Genomic DNA, 23,531 nt, shown 5'->3' on the forward strand with positions numbered 1-23,531 from the left:
TGAGAACTGAGAACGGCTAGAAAGTCGACCGTGAACTATCAACAAGCCATTGATCTGGCATGTTGATTGAGGCGGATAGCGGCTTTGGAATTGCAGGATTGGCGGTTTATGAGCGCTGTTTTCCTGCAATTTGGTTTTGCGATTCCCTTGTGCTGCGGAGCGTGATTCACTCGGTTCGGCGGCGGCGAATCGAGGGGACGGCGAATGTCCAAGCCACGCGAGAAGCGCGAGACGAGAGAGCAGGATCTGTTCCGCTCCAGGCTCGATCAGATCATCAACATGAAGCACGAGCTGGTGCGGCTGGCGCAGGCGATCGACTGGCCGGTGCTGGAGGAGCGTTTCGGCGCCGTCTATTCGGACGGCTCCGGCATGCCGCCGCTGCCGACCCGGCTGATGGCGGGGCTGGCGATCCTCAAGCACACCTTCAACCTGTCGGATGAGGTGCTGTGCGAGCGCTGGGTGGAGAACCCTTACTTCCAGTATCTCACCGGCGAGACGTTCTTTTGCCATACGCTGCCGTTTGACCGCTCCTCGATGACGCGTTGGCGCAGCCGTATGGGCGAAGAGCGGATCGTGGCGCTGTTGCAGGAGAGCCTCAGCCTAGCGGTCAAGACCGGGGCGATGAAGCCGGCCGACACGCGCCAGGTCATCGTCGACACGACCGTGCAGCCGAAGAACGTGATGTTCCCGACCGACGCCAAGCTCATCCACCGGGCACGCGAACGGCTGGTGCGGCTGGCCAAGAAGACCGGTCTCAATTTGCGCCAGACCTATGTGCGGGTCGGCAAGCTGGCGCTGATCAAGCACCAGCGTTATGCGCACGCCAAGCAGTTCAAGCGGGCGAACAAGGCGCTGCGCAGGCTCAAGACCTATCTCGGCCGGACCCTTCGCGACATCTCCCGCCAGATCGCCGGCGATACGGAACTGGATGCGCTCTTCAAATGGCCGCTCTACCAGGCGACCACCGTTCTCGAGCAACGCCAGCGCCAGCGCGGCCGCAAGATCTACAGCCCGTACGCACACGAGGTAGAATGCATCGGCAAGGGCAAGGCGCATATGCCCTACGAGTTCGGGGTGAAGGTGTCGGTGGCCACCACGCTGAAGCGCTCCAAGGGTGGCAAGTTCGCCCTGCATGCAAAAGCACTGCCGGCAATCCCTATGACGGCCACACGCTGGCAAGCGTCATCCCCGACATGGAAAAGACCATCGGCAACGCGATCGGCCGCATCCTCGCCGACGCCGGCTATCGCGGCCACAACGCACCGCAGAGCCACAAGTTCAGGGTCTTCACCGCCGGCCAGAAGCGCCGCGTCACCCCAGCCATCAAGCGCCAGATGCGGCGGCGGGCGGCGGTCGAGCCCGTCATCGGCCACATCAAGGCCGAGCACCGGATGGGCCGCAATTACCTCGCCGGCCGCCAGGGCGACGCCCTCAACGCCATCCTGGCCGCCGCCGGCTACAACTTCTCCCTCCTGCTCAGGTGGCTGAAGGATTTTTTGTCGCTCTTGATCGCCCTGCTTCAACTTCGGCCGAAGTCGGTCGCCGCTTAGGGCCCGGATTGTTCACGGTCGACTAGAAAAAACCGATATTGTTGAAAAAGTCCGCGTCGCGGTCGCCCGTGGCGCTTTCGTAGGATGGCGTTCCGCGGAGACCCCAAAATTGAATCCTGATTCCATGCAATGCGCCGGGTTGGAACTGGATTCTAATATCGGTGGGGACTTTGCGGTGCGCCGGACTTTTTCAACAGTATCAACCCAGAGCGGTCGTGCTGGCCAGTTGGCGCAGCGCCCGTCCCCCACTGCTTCTCCGGTGGTCATAGGGACCACCGGGCCGCAACATGGGCCGGTGGAGCGCAGCGACACAGCCGCCAGCTTTGTCGACACGACCGCCAAGATCAAGCTCGCTTGGCCACTTGAGCCACGCCGCCGTCGCGTGACGTGCGCCTTTAACCTCGCAAATGAAGAACGCCGCTCAGCGAGGCAACGTCATGAGCGCAGCGCCACCGGGCACCCCGGAGAGGTGAGGGACACCCCTATCTTGTTCAGGTCACGGTCGTGTATTGTGACGGCCGCGCTCACCACCAGATCCGAAGCAACGGCAATGTTACAGACTGGAGGCGGCGCCGTGCTCTACCAAGCTAAAACATACGACCCATGTCATTGACCTTTGCCCGCCCCGAACGTCCTGTATGTGGCAACTGGTATGGCCGCACGCTCGCCATCGCTCGGCTCGACAGCCTGGTTGTCGAGCAAATCGCGCGGATCGTTGACCATTGCAGCTAGGTTACGTCGTGTCGAACAGCCAAGGGGCTTTTCGAAGGATTTGTCACTGAGTAAAGAATACGACGGACAGGCAGGTGGGCGGGCATGATACACAATTGCTTCTACTTGGACTGCGCCGCCATCGTGTTGGTCGAGCAAATGGATGTTGTAAGTGTCTATACCCATCTGCCTGGCCTGATGCACCACCTCTGCGCTGAGCCGGGACGAGCCCCAGATAAGGAGGTGAAGGGCATCGCGGCGGCCGCTACTGGTCCTGTCAAGGAAAACACGCAAACGCTGCCGTTCGGAAGCGCGGAGGCTCTTTAATATCAGCACGGTGGTCTCCGGCCGGATAAGGATTGGCGCAGGGGGCTCGACATAGATCGGCACAGTGCTTGTGCAGCCACTTGCGCTGGCTGTCAGGGCGACCAGGAGAACTTTGATCCGCAAAGTCATTCGATCACCTATTGAATTATGAAGCCGCGACCGCGCTTGGCCCCGGGCGCGCCGGTGCGGGCAGCAGCGCGGCCTCGCGGCGGATCTGCCGGCGGATCGTCCAAAGCCGGCGCCATCCGGTCCGTGGGTGCGCTCATCTGGTTGGGGCTGGAGCCTGGTTTTACGATGTAAGGCGTAACCAGAATTATAAGTTCTGATTCTTCTTTTTGAAACGAGGAGGAACGAAACAGAGCGCCAAGAATCGGCATTTCGCCGAGCCAGGGAAACGCACTGACATTATTGTTCACGTTGCGCCTGATCAGACCGCCAATTGCAAAGCTCTGCCCACTGGCGAGTTCGACGACTGTGTCGGCTCGGCGCGTGGAAACTGCCGGCACGGAAATACCATTGATTTGAACGGCACCTTGGGACGATAGTTCACTGACCTCCGGCTTTACGTGAATGTTGATCCGGTTGTTGTTGAGAACGGTCGGCACGAATTCCAGGCTGACGCCGAAGTGACGGAATTCAACCGACACTTGCTTGTTTTCCTGCAGGACAGGAATGGGAAATTCGCCACCTGCGAGAAAGCTGGCAGTTTCACCGGACATCGCGGTGAGATTCGGCTCAGCCAACACGGAAGCTATGTGCTCCTTGGCGAGCGCGTCTAGAACCGCGCCGATGTTGACGGCACCGTTGTTGAATCCGATTCCTGCTGTGCCACCACCCTGCGCTGCACCAGAGCCAGTGCCTCCGCCGCTTAACAAGCCCACTCTGAAATTGTCGATTTGACCAAAGGCGGACAGGTTAACGCCGAGTGCCTTCATGGCGCTACGGGAGACCTCCGCTACGCGCACACTGAGATTAACTTGTAAGGACCCAGCGACCTTAATGTTGTTGACGACTTGCGCACCGTCCCCGAGATACTGCTCAGTGACCCTTTTTGCGGTGTCGGCGACCTCCGCATTGGGCGCTGTACCGCTAAGGATTGCGCCGCGCGGCGTATAGCTCACCTGGATTGAAGAGTCGCCAACCTGATCCATCAACATGGCGCGCAATTCCTCGATCGGTTGCGTAACGACAATTCGCAGCGCGGCGAGAGCCTCGCCCTTATCGTCCAAGGCGAACAGGCTGGTCCGCCCGGATTTCTTCCCGAAGACGAAGATCGTTGTATTTGAGGCTGCCTGATAATCAGCGATCGTCGGGTCAGCAACAAAGATGGTCGTGGCAGGCGCGGGCAAATGAACCGTCTTGCCGAGCGAAGAGGAAAGGTTCAGCGTGCCGTCGATGCTATTGGAAGCGGCACGCGGCGCCCCTTGATCCTGCATGTTTTCGGCCGGGGCAGAAACTGGATATGCCAGAATGAGCGCACAGAGAAGGCGCCCCAAGTAAGGAGAAACAGTAGCAGGTCTCGGGCAAACGATGTGCGGGGGCCGCCGATCGGTGTCAGAATGAGTTGTAATGATTTTCAAGGCGGTCTTTTCTTTCAAATTCAGCCAACTATACGAATGTCGCGCTAGTCACATTCAAGAATGTAACCAATGCCACGCACCGTTTTTATCCGTGGCGTTGCGTTTGAACTGCTCAGATATCGACGTAAGCGATAGATTCCGACTTCAAGCGCGTTGGCCGATACTTCATCGTTGAACGAATAGAGGTGATCTTCCAACTGCGAACGCGGCACGATGCGGCCTGCACGGTTGAGCAGATGCTCTAAAATACATAATTCACGGCGTGCGACCGTCAGTGGATAACCAGCAACGGAAACCTGTCGGCCGATCGGATCGAAGTGGAGATTGCCAAATACAATGATCGGGGCAGTCATCTGAGTCGACCGCCGCAGAACGGCTCTCATTCTGGCAATGAGCTCATTAGTATACACTGGCTTGAGCAGAAAATCGTCCGCACCACCGTTGAAAATCGCAATTCGCTTCTCAAGATCGTCGACGTCACTCAAAATGAGAGCAGGAACTGAATGTCCCTCACCCCTTAGCTGCTTCAGCCAATCCAAGCCATCGCCATCCGGCAGAACCAGCTCCAGCAGGAGAATTTCGTAGCTGGCGCAAGAAAATGCACTCGATGCTTGTTCCAGTGTGGGAACAACATCAACGGCGAAACCGCTATCGCCGAGTGCAACTCCCACCGCTCGCGTAAGATCCGCATGGTGGTCAACGAATAGCGTTCGCATTTCATCTCCTATTAATGGTAGGACAGGTCACCGAGACTGTTGAGACGGCGAAAGCAGAAGTCGCGCAACGCGTCGCAGTGTTCGTAATCCTCTTTGGGACGGCTAGTCGCAGGATCATGCGAGCCGTACGCCTGTAGTAGGCGAGGTAGAACCTGTGATGGGCTGAAGCGTCGTTTGGGCAGGCCAAGATGCCACTCCGCCTTCAATTCGTCTGCGCATCCTGCCGATGTGGCGGCCCCTGCATTCGCCAAGCGACATTGCCCTCCAGAGCCCATAATTCCATGACCCGTAGGGGTTAGCTTTCGACAAGCGACTTGAGCAAATCGATTGTTCGGATGTAAGCAATCCACATCCTGGATTGTCCGCATATTCACCCCCCAGATCGCACTGTGAGGCTGATGCTTGGTACCGACGCCTCCCTGGTTTCAGCCTCAAATCAGGTCCGCCTGACCATGAAGTGCAATCGTTGACCGCTTCTGCGACACCTGGGGCGATTGGCAGGGACTGTCAGGAATTCCGTGTGCGGGCGGGCATAATGGGTAAAAAGGATTCCCACTATGACCCGACGCAAAGAACCTGCGATACCGAATGATCTTCTCGACCAGTTGCTGGCAGGCGGGGCAGCCAGTGCTGCGTTCGAACAAGGCGGCCTGCTGGATTCGCTGAAGAAGGCTCTGACCGAGCGCGCGCTGAACGCGGAGATGGATCATCACCTTGCCAGCGGCGAAGACGCTGGCAATACGCGTAACGGCTATGGTCGCAAGACGGTGACGACTGAGACCGGCAAGCTGGAGATCGATGTTCCGCGTGACCGCCAGTCGAGTTTCGATCCGCAGCTGATCGCCAAGTACCAGCGCCGTTTTCCCGGCTTTGATGACAAGATCGTATCGATGTACGCGCGCGGCATGAGCACCCGGGAGATCACCGGGCACCTGCGCGATCTGTACGGCATCGATGTGTCTGCGGACCTGATCTCAACGGTGACGGACGCCGTGCTCGACGAAGTCGCCACTTGGCAGCAAAGGCCGCTCGATCCGATTTACCCGCTGGTCTTCTTCGATGCGATCCGGGTCAAGATCCGCGATGAAGGGATGGTCCGCAACAAGGCCATCCACATCGCCCTGGGCGTGCGCGCCGATGGTGCAAAGGAGGTTCTGGGCCTGTGGCTCGAGCAGAATGAAGGCGCCAAGTTCTGGCTGCGGGTGATGAACGAACTCAAGAACCGCGGCACGGAGGATATCCTTCTGGCCGTCGTCGATGGCCTGAAAGGCTTCCCGGACGCGATCACCGCTGTGTTCCCGGAGGCGATCGTCCAGACGTGCATAGTCCATCTGCTGCGCAACTCGATGGACTTCGTGTCCTGGAAAGACCGCAAGAGCCTCGCCGGCGCACTCAAGGAAATCTACCGCGCCGTCGATGCCGATGCCGCCGAAAAGGCGCTGGCGGCGTTCGAGGCCGGCCCCTGGGGCCTGCGCTATCCCGCCATCGGCCAGAGCTGGCGGCGCGCCTGGGGCGAGGTCATTCCATTCTTCGCGTTCCCTGACGACGTCCGCCGGATCATCTACACGACGAACTCAATAGAGGCGTTGAACTCGAAACTTCGACGGGCTGTCAGGGCCAGGGGCCATTTCCCCAGCGACGACGCGGCGACCAAGCTGCTCTATCTGATCTTGAACCGATCCGAGAAAGAGTGGAAAATGCCGCCACGTGAGTGGACCATGGCCAAGGCCCAGTTCGCCGTCATCTTCGGCGAGCGCTTCATCAGGGCAATGGCTGCATAATGTTCAACAGCCCGCCCGCACACGGAATTCCTGACAGTCCCGATTGGCACGCCGCCACGTGCCCCAATGTGCCACGAGATAACCGTCGTCCTCGGAGACGGTTCAGTCCGGCACCGGCTCGTAACCCAAGCCCCCAATCACACAGGTCAGTGTCGGATCGAACCAACCGTCGGTTTTCCCTGGCAATCAGGTGCAACGGCCTCAAGAGCAAGCTGACACGGTTTTTGGTCAGGTTCTCGACTCGGCCTGTTGTAAAGCTGCACGATACCGAGTAGGCACCGGCGTATTGCACGCCCATCCAGAACGTTGTGGATATTGCGGCGGTCGACAGGGCCAAGCCTATAGCGGCGGTTGGGTGGGCGGCCGAGAGCATCTCCCTTCTTGGCCATCAGGAGGTGACGGCCGAGTTGCTGACACTGGCCTCGATTCTTGACCACGAAATTGCAGCCGATTATCACCGCTCGGGATGATAGATGCTGGGGAATGATGCCGTCCGCGCACCGCCTCGTCGCGCACCAACTCGGGTGCGGCAAATAAGGGAGCGTCGCGCCGGCATTTCGGATTGGTGCAGACTCGTTGCCAAAAGTTTCCGATCAGTATCGGTTCCATTCTCCTCTCCGCAGAACACCTCGCGCTCCAGGGCGGCTCCGCCACATAATCTCGCTGAGAGACGCTCGCCTACTGGATGGCCGCAAGATGCGCTGGAAACCAAACGGCTCCCATCCGACATTATCTCGCCGCACCTAAACGTTGCCCAGGCTTGCCCGGCTGAATTGCGGCACTGATCGGCGCCCGTCTAGCATCAACCCTGTGGCGCGGCTTCATCTCGGCCGTGGTCGGGCTTGGGACAAATGCGATAGCGGTCATTCGCGCAGGTCGATGACGCCGAGTTCGTGCCACATCCACTCGGCGACCTTCTGACGGCCGCCGTTGATTTTGTGGCCGGACGTGGCGTTTGCTGCTCATGCCGACCAGTCAGCTGGTCAAGACTTTCGCGATGTCCATGGGTTGACAGACAATCTGCTCGCCGATTTCGGGCGGGTGTCTGAGGTAGGTTCCTCTGATCTTTGCCGGGACGTTCAGCTATCATATGCTCCACGGTGCCGATTTCAGTGAGCGGAGGCGCTGGAGATCACCAAGGGGTCTGCTGGATCAGCGTCTTTCCCGTTTCCGCACGCGGCCGAGTTGAACGGGGCCGTCATGGTACGACCCCGGATGAGGTCACGAGCTTGGGTACCGCCCTGCCCCCACCGCAAACATAGGCGTGCAGCGCGGTCAGGCAAGCATTCGCGTTCTTGAGATCCCGCTCATGCTGCGGGGCAATCGTGAGATCGGCAAGTGTATAGATTGGATTCCGCACATGCATCAGGTCTGTGATGGTCTGGGCTTGGTCGGCGGTCTGCACCTTTGGGCCTCTGATGTTATCTCTCAGGTTCCGCCTGATCACGTCCTCGCTGGTATTGAGCCAGATCGAGACGGCTTTCTCCCCGACATAATGCCGGATCTCCTCGATCATGAACGCTTCACCGCCGGTTGCGAGCACCGCCGACCCCAGTTCGAGTGACTGCCTGATCTCATTCACCTCAAGATCTCTGAAATAGGCCTCCCCATCCTCAGCGACGATCTTAGCTACGGACTTGCCGGTCTTCGCCTCGATTTTTCTATCGGAATCGACGAACCTCATTCCTAGTCGTTTGGCGAGTGCACGGCCCAAACTGGATTTCCCTGCGCCTTTCACGCCGACGAGCACGATCGATCGCGCGCCCAACGCGCCAAGAATCTCTGTTGCGATCGGGGAGCGCTCCGTTCGTCTCGGCGGGGCGACTTGCAACCGACGACGTAGGCTGGCACCAACTGTGCTATCGGCGTGGGCTTCCCAGTGGGGGATCTCTATGGCCTCGTGAGGGATGATGACCTTGTTGCAGGCCTGTCGCACGCGCTCCAAGAGTTGCTCGGCTATAGACTGATCCAGTGGATCTTGGCTCTCTCGCTGCAGCTCCTGCAGCTTCTGCAGCTCCTTGTAGGTGTCGTGATTGTAAATCTTGGTCTTGTAGCTGTCTGCAGTGTGGAACTCCACCTCGAAGCGGTAGCCCCCCGGCGTGGCGAGCACGGTCTTGATGCCGACGAAGGTCGGCGATCGCGTCCTGAACCAGTTGGTCGTGCTGACCTCAGAATGCCCGCTCTCGTCGAAGGCTATAATGGCTTTCTTGAAGGCACGGGTAAAATCTCTATCAGGGAGTTGGAAGCAGTGGCGTACAGCGTTGTTGATCAGCTGGGCGCCGGCTTCAAACGGGGCCTGTATCCCGGTGAGCTGGCCTGTCATCGAGCTTTCCGATCTCAAACGCTCAGCGAGATGGGGCATCTTCACGTTGATATCGGCTCTCCTGAGGGCTTCGGCAACCGAGATTACCATCGGGGTGATGTCCTTCTCTTCGGCTCGGGCGCGGCAAGCCTCCATTTGAGCTCGCTGTACGGCCAGCTCGGGAGTCAAGGTCATCGTCGTGGCTGAATCATCGGCAGAAGCCCCTCGAGCCGAGGGTTGAGGCAGAAAGCCTCGCTCGGCAGCAAGTTTGATCGAAGCTTGCATAACTGAAGCCGCCAGCGTCGGATTGTCCTGAAGATCCTGCAATGTGGCATCGACATCAAACCGACCCTGGTTGAGGGTAGCCGCAATGCTCTTGGTGTAGGGCACCGATTTCGAGCCTGGTGTTTGTTGCAGCAGGCGCCGAAGTTGCCTGCTCTTGAACATAAAGATGTGGGCCCCAGTGTCCGATTTATATGCGTCAGTTCCGACTTTGATACCGAGGCTCAGGAGATTCTTTGCACTCCGCACGAGGTCGTGTGGATTGTATCCATCCGGTCGCGGGGCAATGCGCGTAGGGTAACGGTCGACAAGAAGCTGGACGCGGTCGCGTGGCTGAGCCGTTGCCGAATAGATCTCCGCCAGCTCCGGGAACAGCTCGCAAAGCGGTTGGCTCATCGCGAGTGGTGCCTCGCTCAGGCTGACGACTGTTTCGGGCAGGAGTTGTTCGGGCAGAGCTTGCTCATCCAGCCTCGCGGCCCACGTCTCGAGCTCAGCGTGGAGCAACTCAGCAATCTCGCGCGCGACCGGATGGTCTGCCAGTTGGATGTCGTGCCGCGCCTTTTCAAGCGTCTCCTGGACGTTCTGAGCACTGACCTGTTCCTGCTCCAACACGCCTCGGATGTCTCGCTTGAGCTCTTGGTGAATGCCTTCGTACGTGCCGAAGATGGCACGCTCGGCAAACCACTGTCGGGCTTCATGGGATTGAGCGAGAAAGTCTCGCTGCAGACAAGTATAGATTTCCAGAACATTGCGCGTGGCGGCGAGGATCTGGCTGGCGCGCCCGAACTTGTAGCGACCATCCTCAATCGCCGGCGTGTGCGACTTTGGCGGCTTGAGCGAGCGCAATCCGCGAGCTTGCTCCTCTTGATCGAATTGCCTGACATGCTCGTAAAGCTGTGGCCGGTCGCCGACGATGACGAGGCTGTCTCCGTCGAAGTCGCCGTCAAGTTTCTTCTGTTCACCAGTTGGGACGGCAACCAACGAGCCCGGGGCAAACACCTCGGTCGCCTGCAGGATGCCGAGGCAGTCGACCGTCGTGTCCACCTTGACGCGGTCCTTGCTCGTGGTCCAGCTCGCATGGCATTTGACGTCCTCGGCAGACATGATTAGCGCACGGTCGGCGTAGGCGGCCGGCCACATCTTATCCGGTACAACGATCAGGATGCCTTTGGCAAAGAAAGTCGGATCGTCGGCGGCCAGTTCCCTCCCCGACTTCTGGGCGACATTGAAGCTGTATTGAATGGCCGTGCAGTTATCGAGAAATACAGCGGTCGGATCGCCGTCGACGGCCAACTTGACCCGCTCGGCGGCAAACGGGCGCAGGTTCGGCTTATCGTAGGGCGAGCGCCCGACCAGCACGCCGCTCGTCCCCGTCAATGTTTCGCTCTTCAGCGTCGGCACATGGAGACACTCATCGTTGGAGGGTACGGCAACCGCGCCGGGACCATCGATGTGTCCGGCCGTCACCGTTCTAAACAGCTCTTCGGTGGTCAACGTTGGCTCTTGTTGGCTCTCGAGCCAGGCCGTGGCCTTTTCACGGACCTCATCCGCCACTTGGTCGCAGCGCGGATAGTGTTGCAGCGCCGAGACTGGCAGGGATGATTTCCTTCCCTCACCAAAGGCAGACATCTGATCAGGACCCTGCTCGCCGGCGCGACATACAGCTGGCATAAGGTTGGCTAGCGAGGCCCTGATGAAACCGCAGCCGTCATGCGGTCGCAATGCAATGGGACCGTCCGGCCCCCTCAGCTTGAAGGGATGCTCCTGGTTGGCGGGACGGTCCGGCAGCAGCGACAGTTTGAAGGCGCCTTCCAGCGCGTAGTCGTGAACTCCCAGGCCCTTGATCGCCGGTGGCGCCGCAAAACCCCTGCGCTGGGTATAATAATAGGCCTCCTTGAAAGGGGCCCAAGTCCGAGACAGCTGCTCGAAGGCGGTGCCCGGTGCGGTATCGACATACGGAATCGCCAGCAGCTTTCCCCCGGAAAGCTTAGCTAGCTCGCCTGGAGCACGGGCCGCAATCTGAGACACGGTCAATCGCGGCGGCTTTAACTTGCTGCCTCCGAACAGGTCCATGCGGTATGGCACACCGTTGACGTTCACCGTACGCGCCAGCATGAAGGCGCTCGGCGTTCCTGGCATCTGGACCGCAACGACTGGCAAAGCCCCGGCAGTCAGGCGCTGAAATATCGAATACCGTCTCTCCGGCTCGGTGGCCACCGGCCGTCCCTGCATGTCAACTACCGGCAACTGCATCAGTCCTGCGTCACCCTGCGGCGGTCTTGGCTCGTGATCCATGGTTCGCAGGACCTGATACACGTCGAAGACCGATGCTGGATGTTGCCCCTGGATCGTCGCCGCATCCTGCTCTATGAAAAAGTCCAGCGCATCCACTGGATTCTCCGCCTCGATCTGCGCGATCAGGTTCCAGCTCATGCTGGAAAGGTCGCTTTCAATGAGGCCGCGCGTGCTGTCCAGGATCTCCTTCGTCTTGCGCTCCAGCGCTTGCTGCCTCACCCGCAAGTCGGACCTCTTGCCCTCGACATACGGTGACCTGAATAGTCTCTCCAGGACCGCACGGGCCTTAAGCGTCTGATAGATCGATAAAGCGGGGCGGCGGCTGGCAAGCGGTCCACGGGTCCGCTCGGCATCGCTTGCGTTCAGATGCGCCTCGATCTTCTGCTCGAGCACGGATTGGAGGTCGTTGAGCAGATTGAGGGCCTGCGTGCGGTGCGAGCGCAGCGGCCTCTGTGGGCTGCGAGCCAGCGGCAGCAGAGATGCACACAGATTAGCCATGGTTTCCAGATCGTTGTGGGTCGTAAAATCAGGGGCTTGACGCAATTCCGAGAGGCGGTTCAAGCCTGTCGGTGCGAGCAAACCGAGATCATCAGACAGCCGAGCCTTACCAAGTGCCTTGAAAACGGTTGTGATGTCTAGAACGTCAGCCTGCGCCAGGCGATCATCATCATAGTGCAGGTAATGAGCGAGCTTGTGCAAGCGATCCTTCGGCAGAGCCGCGTCCGTAATATCCCCAGTGTCTTCTGCCTTCATGATCATTCGCGACAAAGCATTGGCGAGAATACTTAGCTGAGCTGTCGTGAACACACCGAATCGTAGCTCTCGAGCACCCAATCTGCGCGCGATGTCCATCGTGGACTGCTGGCACGCCGACTCTTCCGGCCACTTGGTGAAGCCGTTCATCAAGGTCGCCACTCCCTGCGGAGCGAAATCGGAGAGCTGGCGCTGACGGGCTTCCCCGGCGATTGCGATCGCGGCTCTGCGACAGTCCTCCCCGACCGGCCACTTGCTGAAACCGTTCACCAGATTAGATAGGTGCTGGTGACTAAACTCACAGAGTCGGGCGCCGCGGCGAATGACCTCACCGGCGATGGCGATCGCGGCGTCGCGACAGTCCGCCCCGTCCGGCCACTTGCTGAAACCGTTCACCAGATTAGCTAGGTGCTGGTGAGTAAAGTCACGGAGTCGGGTGCCTCGGCGAAGGACCTCGCTGGCTATAGCGATTGTGGCTTGCTGAGTCGACGCCGCTTCCGGCCACTTGCCGAATCCGTTCACCAGGTTCGCCAGGTCCTGGTCATTGAAATCAGAGAGCCCGAACTCGCCGCGCCCGGCGCGGCGGGTGACCTCCCCGGCGATGGCGACTGTTGCCTGGCGAGACGCCGCCTCTTCCGGCCACTTGCTAAAACCGTTCGCCAATGTCGCAAGTGCCTGCTGAGTAAGATGAGAGAACTGGTCGTCGCGTTGAAAGACCTCGCTGGCGATCGCCAGTGTTGCATCGCGACAGTCCGCCTGTTGTGGCCACTTACTGAAACCGTTCACCAAGTTTGCCAAGTGCTGATGACTGAAAGCAGAGAGTTGGGCGCGGCGGCGGATGACCTCACTGGCGATCGCGACTGTGGCGTGATGATAGTCGGCATCGTCCGGGCATTTGCCGAACCCGTTCACTAGGTTAGCCAGCTCCTGCGGAGTAAAATGAGACAGCCCTTGCTCGCCGGCGCGGCGAGAGACTTCTGTGGCGATATTGGCTGTGGCTTGGCGGTAGACCGCCCCTTCCGGCCATTTCCTAAAACCGTTCACGAGGTTCGCTAAGTCCTGATGATTAAAATCAGAGAGCCCGAACCTGCCGCGGGCGGCGCGGCGACCTACCTCATCGGCAATCGCTCCGGTGACTTGGCGACACCGCTCCTCTATCGGCCACTTACTGAAACCGTTCACAAGGGTCGCCATGTGCTGGGGATTAAGATCAGCGACGCCGGCACGCCGGTTACGACCAAGGACCTCACCGGCCATCGCACTGGCGGCTTCGCGGGACGCCTGCTCTTCCGGCCATTTGCTGAAACCTTGCACCAGGTTCGCCAGTTCCTGGTGGGTGAATTCGGAGAGCCGGGCACGGCGGTCGCGGCGCAGGACCTCGCCCGCGATCGCAACTGTGGCTTGGCAACAGACCTCCTCTTGGGCACACTTTCCGAAACCGTTCACTAGGTTGGCCAAGTCCTGGTGATTAAAAGTTGAGAGCCCGAGGTTACGGCGGCGAAGGACTTCACCGGCAATCGTTCCGGTGGCTTGGCGGGACCACTCCTTTTCCGGCCACTTGCTGAAACCGTTCACCAGATTAGCCAGGTGCTGCTCCCTAAAATCAGAGAGCCCGAAACGGCGGTCCTCGCGACGACGGACCTCACTGGCGACGGCTTCCGTACCGTCACGAGTTTCCGACCGCTGCGGCCACTTGCTGAAACCGTTCACCAGCAACGACAGACTTTGACTTTGCAGTACGCCAAGTGTCCTGCCCTCATCGCGGCAAAATTCGGCGATTCTGATCGTTCCATTTCGGCATGTTCTCGACTGCGGATGCCGACCAAACGATGCCGAAAAGAGCGAAAAGGCTTTGGGGTCTACTTCGCACATTAACGCACTAGGAAGCTGCGACACCCGAGCTGCCATCGCCTTGCAAGCTTCCACACCTTCCTGACCTCCAGCCTCACGACTCACCGTATTGCATGCGGTGGCGTAGCCCCATGATTGCCCGCGGCGGATATTGTCCTCGAAGCATGTGACAAATTGAGCTTTGAACTGGGCGGCGGCCTTTTGCAGGAAGGCTGCATGGACCTCGTCGCCCGCCCCTTGCAGCCGTCTGTCATGCTCCACCACTGCACGCGAGAACCCCTCAATGTCACGGGCAAAACAAATGGCGTGTAGTGCGTTGTTAGATTGTTCTTCTGAGATTGCACTTTGCACGCTCTGCGCGGCGACATCGTCCAGGCGCCGCCTTTTTGGTCTGCGATCCAGGCCCGACACGGGCTGCCTGCGCGAGGAAGGACCACTTTGTTGTGAACTCCTGGACTGATCGGCATTGCGGACTTCTGCACCGGAACGCGACGAACTTTCTTGCCGATTTGTCGCTCCCAGATGCGGCAAGTCGCGAAAAACGGGCTGGCCGTCACACCTATTGACGGAGGGATCGCCGGACGTGCGGCGCCGGACATCGCTGGCCGAAGGTGGCCTTTCAGCTGAGGATGCCCCTAACTCTCGATCTTCAGAGCGCAAGCCCTGAACGACAGAACTGAAGGTCGAGCCTTTTTGACCACCGCCATGATCCGATTCAGCCCGGTGCGTGCCTGATCCGCTAGGCGCATTCAAACGCCGGTCAACTCCCGTCATAATCCGTCTCCAGGCGAGAAATGCGCGCCGATTACAATGCGTGGCGCACACGGCGCCCTCCACAACCCGCAAAGCGCGGATCTGCCCAACCTGCGCGCTCTGGGATCGAACATATCCCCTTCACCTGACGTGACTCTGACCTGGGTCTATCTGGAGTCGCATTGCGTTCACCTATTCCGCCAGACGTCCGGGAGCTGCCCCTATCTCGGGCCAGCTGCGGCGGTGAGCGAGATCGCTGTGGACAAGCCTCGGCGAAGCCACGCTGATGATGCGTGACGATGAATATGCTCTGACGAGGCAAAGACGAAGGTTGGCAGAGCCGTGCCGCTTGGCTTTGAAGAGTGAGGCGACAGATGCTAAGGCTTTTGCTGCGATTGCCCGCCAGTGGCGCGTGAACTTGCCGCTGGCGGTACCGCCGGGACTTCTCGTGATGGCGAAGCTATTCTCGCTCGGAAGGGCGCCGGTGTAGAATATTCTTCCGCAGCAACGGCGTCGCGCTACCGGCCCAGGCCCTCAGCCGACACGCCGTATACGTTGATGCAGACCAGCCGCCATCAGAAATAAACCTCTTGCCGACGGGCGGGCATACGTCTTGAACGTGACGCCGCGCTTGTCGAGGAACATCCACACCGTTGAAGGAACAACCCGCACGCCGTGCCCGGACGCCAGTCTCTCGGCGATCTCGGCAAGCGTGATGTCCGGCGTCTCCTCAATCAGGCCAAGAATGAAGCGTTCGTGCGGGTCGAGCTTCGAGCCAGATGGCTGGCCCTGCTTGCGTGCGACCGCCTCGCCGCGACAAGCGCTGATCGCGAGAGCTGCTCTGGTCGCCGTCAACCGCGGCCAGGAAAATTTCTGAGTCGGCCTTGCAAATCCCGGCGATCGGGGACGAGGTCGTTGAGATCTGCTATGTGTTGCCCGTCCGTCTTCACCAATCGTTCAATAAGGGCCCGGGTGCCGTCCACGACGAAAACGCCACAATCAAATTTGTTCTCCTGCTGACGTATGCTCGCTTGTTGCAGGTTGGCGCCCAACCGCGTTGCGAGCATCGCAGCTTGGCGGTCGTTGCCTCCCTCGTAGGAGTCGTAGTGATAGGCAACCGGGCTTTGCCGGTTGCGGCGATCAACGAGCAGCAGCGACCAATGGGTGCCGCGGGCCATACGATCGGCACGGCTAGCATCACTCACTGGCAGAAACAGGAAGTGGCGGTGTCATTACGATTGGGATCTTGGACGATGCGCCGAAATGCGCGCTGCGCCTCGCTCACTTCGCCCAGGCGCAGATGATAATGGGCTATGAGGGGATCGACAAGCCGCGTCCGAGCAGCGAGATTTGGATCGCGCGCCTGCAACTGCTCTCCCAGGAGCTCGTAATCCCTTTGGATGTGCTGATCGCCCAGGAATTCCCTGGCGCCGAGCGTCCGCCCGCTCGGGTCGGAGGACGAGACTTTCAACGCCCCGATCTGATCAGCGGAGAATGTGCTCGGAAGCGCGGGCGCATAATGAGCATGCAGCTTCGGGGTGGATGGCACCGGATAGCCAACACTCGCGGTGCTCCAGCCGGCAGGTACCTGTGCTCCGGCCTCCAGACGCGGCGGCTGACGTGACGGACCAGCTTCATTTATCTGCCCGGAGCGAGCATGATGGATGAGGCGAACGTCCCTGCGCCCTCCCGACCCAACGTGGCGGAGTAGTGCTCTCTGTTGATCGCGAACTGGGCTGGGCCGAACTGGTTCGGCAGCAGATTGATCTTACCCAGCTCCTCGATCAGGATCTTCGAGGCCGGTTGGGAGCCGTGGCGCCAGCCCTTGCCGACGATAGGTCCGATGTCCTGTAGGTCGGGGGGGCCTGCTGGCCCAACGAACGAAGGCGGTCTAGCAACGCCAGGCGCCAGCACAGATTGCGCATCGCTGCTCAACTTAGCCACTGTGAGCGCATTCGGATCAAGCACTGGGTCAAGGCGGTCGTACATGTTTGACGCCGCAGCGTCGGCTGACGATGATGACTCGGGTTGTTGTGTCTGCTCCCTAAGCCTGTCCCCATCCCAAGCTCCCGAGCTCGGCGTAGCTGGGGTTGCGGGAAGCTCCTGCGACGAGCTGGGCTGTGCGCCGCGCTGCGGCGCGGACAACGACGGGGTGGGAGCTTGCATCTGCTCGACGTTTTCGGCGGCAAATTTGAACCCTCTGCGGTCGGGAATTCGCTCAGCGGAGATCGGGTAGCGTGGCCGCTTTGGATCGATGCCGGTGATCCGGAATCGCTCGCTTCCGGTGCGGAACTCGCGTCCGAAGTCCGAAGGGGCCAATCCGAAGTGCTCTGCCAAGAACTCGAACCTGTCTTTTTCGAGATTGAATGCGGTGCCGTCGGAAGCGGGAATGCTGACGCGGAACACGGGCTCGAAGAAGAAGCCGGTATCCGTGCCGCGCCATCCGGCGCCCTCGATGACCAGGCCGTGGTCCTCAGCGATCTTCTGGCAGACTTCGAGCATGCGGGTCTGGATCTCTTCGCATGTCGCTGGCGTCAGACGGGTTATGAGCCTGCCCTTCGTCATTTGCCCTTCCTCACCTGATAGACATACCGCGTGAGACGCCGAGATCGCGGGCGATTTGTGTTGGGCCCTGACCCTGTTTAAGCCTTTGCTGGATCGTGTCGCGGTCGATTTTCGGCGGCCGGCCCTTGTATGTGCCGCGCTTCTTGGCGGCAGCGATTCCCTCCGCCTGGCGCTCGCGCCGCAGATTGGTCTCGAACTCGGCAAAGACACCAAGCATGTCAAAGAAGGCCTTACCGGCGGCGGTCGACGTATCGACAGGTTGTTCTGTCGCGGAGAGATGCGCGCCCTTCGTCTTGAGCTTGTCCACGATCATCTGCAGGTCGCGCAGCGATCTGGCCAGGCGGTCAATCCGGGTGACGACAAGCGTCTCGCCAGCATGAATGAAGTCGAGAATGGTGTTGAGTTGCGGACGGCCTTCCAGGGTAGAGCCGCTCTTCTGCTCCTCGCGAATGACCTCGCAGCCGGCGGCCTTGAGCGCGACGATCTGCGCGGCGAGGTTCTGGTCAGGGGTGGAGGTGCGGGCGTATCCGATGCGGGTCATGCAACTGTTCATTTTGGGTGTGCCGGCGCGATGCTCTGTTCATTAACGAAGATTGAGCCCAAAATATACAGGCTTTCCGGTTGCGACGTGTTCATGGGGGGTGTTCAGGCCGGGTATACCCAAATTAGAACACGCCCATCGGTTCCGGTGGTCAGTTACGCCGTCGTCGTGGTTTCAGCTTTCTGGTAACCTCCGCCAGCCACGCGACTGCACCGGGCGTGGCCTGCCAGGCCTGGCCGTTTTCGTCGACGTAGTCAGCTGCCTCATCCTCCCCCCCAAAGTGATATAGCCGTCGATGGAAGCAACCAAAGGCTGCTTGCCGGAAAGGACGCCAGGCACATGGCTGTGCGCGAGCCAGGCCTCCTCGGCAAGCTTGCCGGCGCCCGGATCGTTTTCACGAAAGGCAAGAAGTGCCCGCGTGTAGAGCCATGCAGCAGCGCCATCGTCTTCGTGCTGTTTGAGAAGCTTCCTCAGGGCCTTGATATCGTCGCGCGCCAGCAAATGCCCGGCCAGCACGTAGCGGATGCCCTGATTGTCATTCGGATTGAGCTTGAGCATTGACTGATAATGGTCGATGGCCTCCTGGTACTGACCAAGCCGCCAGAGTACCGCGGCAAGACCTGCCCGCGCCCGCATGTAGGGGCGCGTCTCGAGAAAACCCCAGAAGCGACCGGCATATTCCTCAAACCCGTCAGGGCCGAGCGCCTCTTCACCCGCCGCGACGCCCTTCTGGTAATAGTCCAGCACTTCCTCGACAGACCCCGCCTCTTCTTCGGCCAACAGCACATAGGCGTCGGCGCACAACGGCGAGACTTTAAGCGCTTTCCGGGCCAGCGTAATACGCTTGCTGCGACTGGTTGCTTCCCAAGCCTCATACATGATGTCTTGCGCAGCGTCCGTCGGGTCGCTCCCACGCCCTCCGCCGAAAAGACCTGCCATGAACCCCTCCATGCCGCGCCGGTCCGGCATCGGAGGCAGAGCATAGTCATTTTCCGGCTTCTTGGATTTCGCCACTGCCTTCTTTCGGGGCTTCTTCGATACAGGCATTTCTACCATTCCCTTCGATGCTTCACGCCGCTTGTTTCTGCTCAAAATCGATCCTGCTGTTCAGGTCGAGGTTGAAGCGGCCATAAGGATTGACGTGCCCGTATCAGCGGCGTCAGGCCGCGATAATCCTCCGGCGTTAGCCGCGCCGACCATTTCGGCTCGCTCAACACCGACTGCATCATGCGCGTGTTCACATAGACAAGCGACGCCTGCAGCAGATGCAGGGCCAGCACCGATATCTCCTGCTCATCGAGCCGGTTCGAGGCGATCTCGCCACCCTTGCCGAAGAAGACGAAGCTGTTGGCGCTGTTCCAGTTCTCGATCACATTCAGGCCTTCGTGGATTTCGCGGCGGAATTTCTCGTGGCGCAAATACCGGCAAAGGAAGATCGTCTTGATCGCCCGGCCGAGTTCGGCGAGTGCCTTATAGGTCGGGTGCATCACCTCGGCGCGGGCGAAGCGGCGCAGGATCGCTTCGGGATCGGCTAACCCGCTGTGCATTCTGCTCGATCTCCTCCCAGTTGATGACGCTGGAAAGAATGGGAAGCAGATTGGGCAAGCGCGCAGGCCTGGATGCGGCAGCGCCAGCGTCTGCCGGGCGATCGCCTTAAGGCGTGGCGCCAGTTCAAACCCGAGCAGATGGCAGAAGGCAAAGCCGATCGAGCTCTGGCCGTGGCTGTCGACATACTGCCGCTGGATCTCCATGTCGGTGCAATGCCGAAGCACGCCCTTGATCATCGAAGCAACTTCCGAGGACGAGCACCGCTTGAGTTGCGAGAAGACGCAGGTTGAACCCTTTTCGACGTGCCAGTAGATCATCACGCCGTGACCGCCATAGCGGACATGCCATTCGGTCATAAGGTTGCCGTCCCAGGCGCCGAATTTCTTGGAATCCGAGGCACAAGCCGTGCCGGCTTCGCCCCAGATGGCGGTGTTGCGGATTGCCAGCGTCGCATTGGCAACACGTCCGCAGGCCGCCTCCAGCGCATCCCGATGGATGAAGCGCCGGCCAACATGAAGCAGTTCCTCGTAGCTGACATCCGGGCATCCGGCCGCCACGCGCTTCAGGCCGGCATTCGTGCCCAGCCCGTAAAGACACAGGATCAGACGCCGGTCGAGCGCACCGCGCGAAAGCGCCACACGGGAAGCCGACGTTTCAAAGGCGTCCAGAAAGCCGGTGTCGAGCGCCGTCTCCTTCAACACATCCAGCAGTTCCGTCATCGGCCAACGCCGGCCGATCTCGGCCTTGACCGATCGTAGGCCTTGCGGTTCCGGCAGCGGCTGGAACGGCGTGATCGAGATGCGGTTCTCGCCGCGCCAGAGAATGCGTGCCTTGTCGTTGCGGGGGAGTTCGGCATTCAGCAGCCGCAATTCCCGCTCAAGCTCGGCCTGGATTTTGCGCGTGAAAGCTCGCGCATCCGACGTCAGGTTGAGCGCGTTGTAGTAGGCCGCCCGTCGGCTCTCGAAATCCTTGGGCAGATCGTCGTCCGGATTGCGATAGTGGTCCGCCCCGACCACCCAGATTTCCTTGGCCCGGATGCGGTCGCGCAACTGACTGAGCACGCACAGTTCATAGCTGATCCGGTTGATGCGTCCGTCCTTGCCGATGATCGCGCCGCGGCATTTCGGCGGAATGACGCCTTCGATCGGCACCCCGTTCCGCGGCACCACGCGGCAACCGGTTTCGAAGGCCCGCCTGATCCAGTCCAACGCCCCAAGCACGGGCCGATGCACGGCATTGTTCGAACGAAACTCCAGAACCGAAAGAAGCTTCGGCAGGATTCTTCGATAGTGACCGGCATAGGATCCACGCATAACCTGGTAGATGCGCCGTTCGAGCGTGCCCTTCGCCCGATGCTCCTTGACGATCGCCGCAAGCTTCTCCTTGCCCGCTACCGGAAAGATCACATCGCAGACCCGGCCACCCGGCGCCTCGATCGCGGCACCCGCGATATCGACCAGCAGCCGCTCCTTGCCGTAAACCTTCTCGATGTCACGCGCGATGCCGCCCACCACCTTGCGCTTCGAACGCACCCCGATCTTGTGGATGGTCTCCACCAGCAGGTCGATCATGCCGTCGATGATCTGTGCTTCCCGCATCATCAGGAAAACGGTATGGAGGCCCCAGTTGCCGCCTCGGGGCGTGGCGGCGCATCTCCGACGCTTTTTCGGCGCCGACCCGCCGAACGATCTGATCGATCCAGGTCTTGCCGGCAGCGGATAGAAGATCCCGCGGTAAATCCAGCTTCTTGATGAAGGCAAGCCGATCAGCCAGGGCAAGCATGTTGTCCAGCGTGGCTGCACCCGCATCTCCTTTGATCGTATGGAACCCGGTCGGGCTATCTGGATCGGCCAGCGATGTTTGCATCAGCGCGACCGTTTCCGGGCGAAGCCGATCCGCAACACCGCCAAGAAAGGATTCCAGAAAGCGTTGCCGCTCGGAGCGCACTATCCGCTCCATCTCCTTTCGCGACGGACCGAAAATCTTGCGATCCCGGCACAACAGAAAAACAGCCTCCATCATCGCTGCGACCGATGCTCCCCCAGGGCAAAGCTCCGTCGCTATCCGGCTCGCAAGTGCGGCTCGATCCGCCCGCTTCATCCGGCGGAAACCAAGATGGCGCTAAATCTCGGCGCAATGGCGCCGCCCTGAACGCCCCGAAAAATCATACCGGCAGAGATCTGCCTTGCTGACGCCAAGCTGCTCGGCCAGATACGAAACCGCGTCATCGGGGGCCTCAGCCGCCGCGGTGGTGAAATATCCGTTCGCGGCGAAGAACTTCAGTTGAACCGCCAGTCCAAGCCTCGACCCGGCCGCCTTGACCTTCAAAAAGTCGATGTCGGCAAAAGAGAGGCTCCACGCCCCGGTCAACACCTCGAGCGAAACGCGCAAACCCATACATCCACTCCCTCTTCCAAGAGTGAATTCTCAAGCGCCGACGCCATACCGGTCAATCTGTTCCGGCAACGTTCCACAACTTGGCCAAAATCGCAGCTTGGGGCCGATTAGGCCATGATCGGAGTGTCGATAGCGCAGCCAGGTGGCTGCGGAATCATCCCTCCGTCGAGGTCGTCAGCCGAGACCGCTGCCGCCTGTATGCGCAGGCCGTCCGTGAAGGCGCACCGCAGGCTCACCAGGTGGCCGACCGGTTTCATCTGGTCCAGAATCTTCGTACGGCAATCGAGGAACAGATGAGCCTTAGTGGACGTGCTTCAAGACCCATCCTGTCCGAGGACGCTATTGTCGACGCTGCGACACATCGCCGGCGTGCCCGTCTCGCGCATAGTCCTTACGCCAGGAGGGTCTATCCTACCAGATAGGCGGCGAGCAGCATTGAACCCCACATCACCATGGTGCTTTGAAACGTTCCTTGCCCAATGCTGGAAGTAAGGGAACCGCTGCGGACGGCATCTTTTTCATGATGTCAAGCAGCGCGGCTACACCGGCAGCTTCTCCAATCTGGAGCGACTGCTGGGAGCTTGGCGGCGGGCCGAAAGAGTGCGCGCCGATGATGTTCCTTCGATGGCGATCAGCTCGGGACCCGTTCGAGATCCGGATACCGGCCACGCGATTTCGCCAGTTGTTGCCGCGGCGCTGTACATAAAGCCAAGAGGCCTGCTGACGCCTCGACAAGCAAGGAAAGTCGATGCCCTGAAGCAGGGATCTGACGCATTCGCCGAGATGCGACGCCTTGGCAATGCGCTTCAACGGTATCCTTCGGAGCAGGAGGTCGGAAACACTGGCCCCCTAGATCGACGATGCAATCGACTCCGACATCATTCCGACAACAACGCCATCGAGCTGCCCTGGAGCAACGGACAGGCCGAAGGTCAGATCAACCGCCTCAAGACCCTCAAGCGCGCAATGTACGGCAGCCCGCGCGACTGGATGAACCTGCCCGGTTCCCGAGTACATCCGCCACCGTGACGACCGGAAGAAAATTCGAGCTGATCGTAGGCCGCTCGCTGCCTGAAGACGGCGCTCCGCGCTACATCGGTTTCGTCCACGGCTATGATCGCGAGCTGCAACGGCGCATTCTCGACCATCTCAAGAAGCAGGGCGTCCGGGCCAATCAGGATATTACCTTAATCACCGACGGGGGGAAGAAGTCCGCTCGCTCGCGGAAATGATCGCACCGGCGCGAGCATGTCCTCGACTGGTTCCATATCACCATGCGCATCACGGTTTTTCGCCAGTTCGCGCAAGGGCTCGACAACCACGACGAGCAGACCGGACAGGACCTGCTTGCAACCTTGCGCAGGATCAAATGGCATCTGTGACGAAATCGCCGAGCTGCAGCTCGACGCGGAAAGTCTCGACACAGGCTAGCCGAACATGCGCAAGTTCCTGACCCCCAATCGGCGAGTTCCAGGCCTACATCGCCTTCCAACAGTGCCAGCCTGATCAATTACGGCGAGAGCTACCGGGCCGGAGATCGCATCAGCCTCTCCGTCGGCAAAGAGCTGTTCTGGTTCAT

At 60.1% G+C, this 23,531-nt stretch carries 14 protein-coding genes and 3 pseudogenes; 4 read left to right on the plus strand and 13 right to left on the minus strand.

Annotated elements, in window-relative coordinates; all coding sequences use genetic code 11:
• The first annotated feature begins 204 nt into the window (after nucleotides 1–204).
• Nucleotides 205–1,550, plus strand: a pseudogene (locus JN279_RS35435) (IS5 family transposase).
• Between the two features lie 606 nt (nucleotides 1,551–2,156).
• Here JN279_RS35435 and JN279_RS35440 read toward each other — a convergent pair.
• Genes JN279_RS35440 through JN279_RS35450 form a run of 3 tightly spaced genes read right to left on the minus strand, consistent with a single transcriptional unit; the run spans nucleotide 2,157 to nucleotide 4,884 of the window.
• A complete protein-coding gene (locus JN279_RS35440; RefSeq protein WP_010913964.1) occupies nucleotides 2,157–2,717 on the minus strand; it encodes a CpaD family pilus assembly lipoprotein in 561 nt (186 codons plus the stop codon).
• 8 nt (nucleotides 2,718–2,725) lie between these two features.
• Nucleotides 2,726–4,168, minus strand: coding sequence for a type II and III secretion system protein family protein (locus tag JN279_RS35445; RefSeq protein ID WP_044551336.1), 1,443 nt, complete (start codon nucleotides 4,166–4,168; stop codon nucleotides 2,726–2,728).
• Between the two features lie 44 nt (nucleotides 4,169–4,212).
• Nucleotides 4,213–4,884, minus strand: a complete 672-nt coding sequence (locus JN279_RS35450) for a winged helix-turn-helix domain-containing protein (RefSeq protein ID WP_010913962.1) — start codon at nucleotides 4,882–4,884, stop codon at nucleotides 4,213–4,215.
• 557 nt (nucleotides 4,885–5,441) lie between these two features.
• Here JN279_RS35450 and JN279_RS35455 point away from each other — a divergent pair.
• Nucleotides 5,442–6,665: an IS256 family transposase gene (locus JN279_RS35455; RefSeq protein ID WP_202351477.1), complete on the plus strand. Its 1,224-nt coding sequence runs from the start codon at nucleotides 5,442–5,444 to the stop codon at nucleotides 6,663–6,665.
• A gap of 1,198 nt (nucleotides 6,666–7,863) precedes the next feature.
• Here JN279_RS35455 and xopAD read toward each other — a convergent pair.
• From xopAD to JN279_RS35500, 10 genes are all read right to left on the minus strand, one after another.
• Nucleotides 7,864–14,922, minus strand: coding sequence for a XopAD/skwp family type III secretion system effector (gene xopAD / locus JN279_RS35460; protein ID WP_244734301.1), 7,059 nt, complete (start codon nucleotides 14,920–14,922; stop codon nucleotides 7,864–7,866).
• A 513-nt stretch (nucleotides 14,923–15,435) separates the two neighbouring features.
• Nucleotides 15,436–15,756, minus strand: coding sequence for a helix-turn-helix domain-containing protein (locus JN279_RS35465; RefSeq protein WP_096453910.1), 321 nt, complete (start codon nucleotides 15,754–15,756; stop codon nucleotides 15,436–15,438).
• The gene (locus tag JN279_RS38455) at nucleotides 15,753–16,079 is read right to left on the minus strand and encodes a Ulp1 family isopeptidase (RefSeq protein WP_052292101.1); all 327 of its coding nucleotides are present in this window, start codon (nucleotides 16,077–16,079) and stop codon (nucleotides 15,753–15,755) included. Before JN279_RS38455 ends, JN279_RS35465 begins: the two co-directional genes overlap by 4 nt.
• Nucleotides 16,080–16,102: 23 nt before the next feature.
• Entirely contained in the window at nucleotides 16,103–16,450 is a 348-nt protein-coding gene (locus JN279_RS38460) for a hypothetical protein (RefSeq protein ID WP_010913959.1), read from the minus strand.
• A gap of 89 nt (nucleotides 16,451–16,539) precedes the next feature.
• Nucleotides 16,540–17,466: a hypothetical protein gene (locus JN279_RS38465; RefSeq protein WP_010913958.1), complete on the minus strand. Its 927-nt coding sequence runs from the start codon at nucleotides 17,464–17,466 to the stop codon at nucleotides 16,540–16,542.
• Between the two features lie 10 nt (nucleotides 17,467–17,476).
• Nucleotides 17,477–18,007 carry a recombinase family protein gene (locus tag JN279_RS35480; RefSeq protein WP_202351478.1) on the minus strand — a complete coding sequence of 177 codons (531 nt, stop codon included), beginning with the start codon at nucleotides 18,005–18,007 and terminating at the stop codon, nucleotides 17,477–17,479.
• Between the two features lie 174 nt (nucleotides 18,008–18,181).
• Entirely contained in the window at nucleotides 18,182–19,054 is an 873-nt protein-coding gene (locus tag JN279_RS35485) for a tetratricopeptide repeat protein (RefSeq protein WP_202351479.1), read from the minus strand.
• 41 nt (nucleotides 19,055–19,095) lie between these two features.
• On the minus strand, nucleotides 19,096–21,156 hold the full coding sequence (locus JN279_RS35490) for a Tn3 family transposase (RefSeq protein WP_202351480.1): 2,061 nt from the start codon (nucleotides 21,154–21,156) through the stop codon (nucleotides 19,096–19,098).
• A complete protein-coding gene (locus JN279_RS35495) occupies nucleotides 21,047–21,577 on the minus strand; it encodes a hypothetical protein (protein ID WP_197535288.1) in 531 nt (176 codons plus the stop codon). Before JN279_RS35495 ends, JN279_RS35490 begins: the two co-directional genes overlap by 110 nt.
• 99 nt (nucleotides 21,578–21,676) lie before the next feature.
• A complete protein-coding gene (locus tag JN279_RS35500) occupies nucleotides 21,677–21,952 on the minus strand; it encodes a DUF4158 domain-containing protein (protein WP_010913953.1) in 276 nt (91 codons plus the stop codon).
• Nucleotides 21,953–22,068: 116 nt separating this feature from the next.
• On the opposite strand from JN279_RS35500, the pseudogene JN279_RS35505 reads away from it, so the two are divergent.
• Both JN279_RS35505 and JN279_RS35510 read left to right on the plus strand, forming a co-directional pair.
• A pseudogene (locus tag JN279_RS35505) lies at nucleotides 22,069–22,927 on the plus strand (transposase); the annotation flags it as partial.
• A 6-nt stretch (nucleotides 22,928–22,933) separates the two neighbouring features.
• Nucleotides 22,934–23,499 (plus strand): annotated as a pseudogene (locus JN279_RS35510) (ISKra4 family transposase); the annotation flags it as partial.
• Nucleotides 23,500–23,531: the final 32 nt, after the last annotated feature.

It is taken from the genome of Mesorhizobium sp. 113-1-2 (assembly GCF_016756475.1).
GTDB lineage: Bacteria > Pseudomonadota > Alphaproteobacteria > Rhizobiales > Rhizobiaceae > Mesorhizobium > Mesorhizobium loti_C.

Bases quoted from the DNA above. Each gene is read 5' to 3' on its own strand.
- JN279_RS35440 (WP_010913964.1), bottom strand. From the start codon at position 2,717: ATGACTTTGCGGATCAAAGTTCTCCTGGTCGCCCTGACAGCCAGCGCA.
- JN279_RS35450 (WP_010913962.1), bottom strand. From the start codon at position 4,884: ATGCGAACGCTATTCGTTGACCACCATGCGGATCTTACGCGAGCGGTG.
- JN279_RS35455 (WP_202351477.1), top strand. From the start codon at position 5,442: ATGACCCGACGCAAAGAACCTGCGATACCGAATGATCTTCTCGACCAG.
- xopAD (WP_244734301.1), bottom strand. From the start codon at position 14,922: ATGACGGGAGTTGACCGGCGTTTGAATGCGCCTAGCGGATCAGGCACG.
- JN279_RS38455 (WP_052292101.1), bottom strand. From the start codon at position 16,079: ATGGCCCGCGGCACCCATTGGTCGCTGCTGCTCGTTGATCGCCGCAAC.
- JN279_RS38465 (WP_010913958.1), bottom strand. From the start codon at position 17,466: ATGACGAAGGGCAGGCTCATAACCCGTCTGACGCCAGCGACATGCGAA.
- JN279_RS35480 (WP_202351478.1), bottom strand. From the start codon at position 18,007: ATGACCCGCATCGGATACGCCCGCACCTCCACCCCTGACCAGAACCTC.
- JN279_RS35485 (WP_202351479.1), bottom strand. From the start codon at position 19,054: ATGCCTGTATCGAAGAAGCCCCGAAAGAAGGCAGTGGCGAAATCCAAG.
- JN279_RS35490 (WP_202351480.1), bottom strand. From the start codon at position 21,156: ATGATGCGGGAAGCACAGATCATCGACGGCATGATCGACCTGCTGGTG.
- JN279_RS35495 (WP_197535288.1), bottom strand. From the start codon at position 21,577: ATGATGGAGGCTGTTTTTCTGTTGTGCCGGGATCGCAAGATTTTCGGT.
- JN279_RS35500 (WP_010913953.1), bottom strand. From the start codon at position 21,952: ATGGGTTTGCGCGTTTCGCTCGAGGTGTTGACCGGGGCGTGGAGCCTC.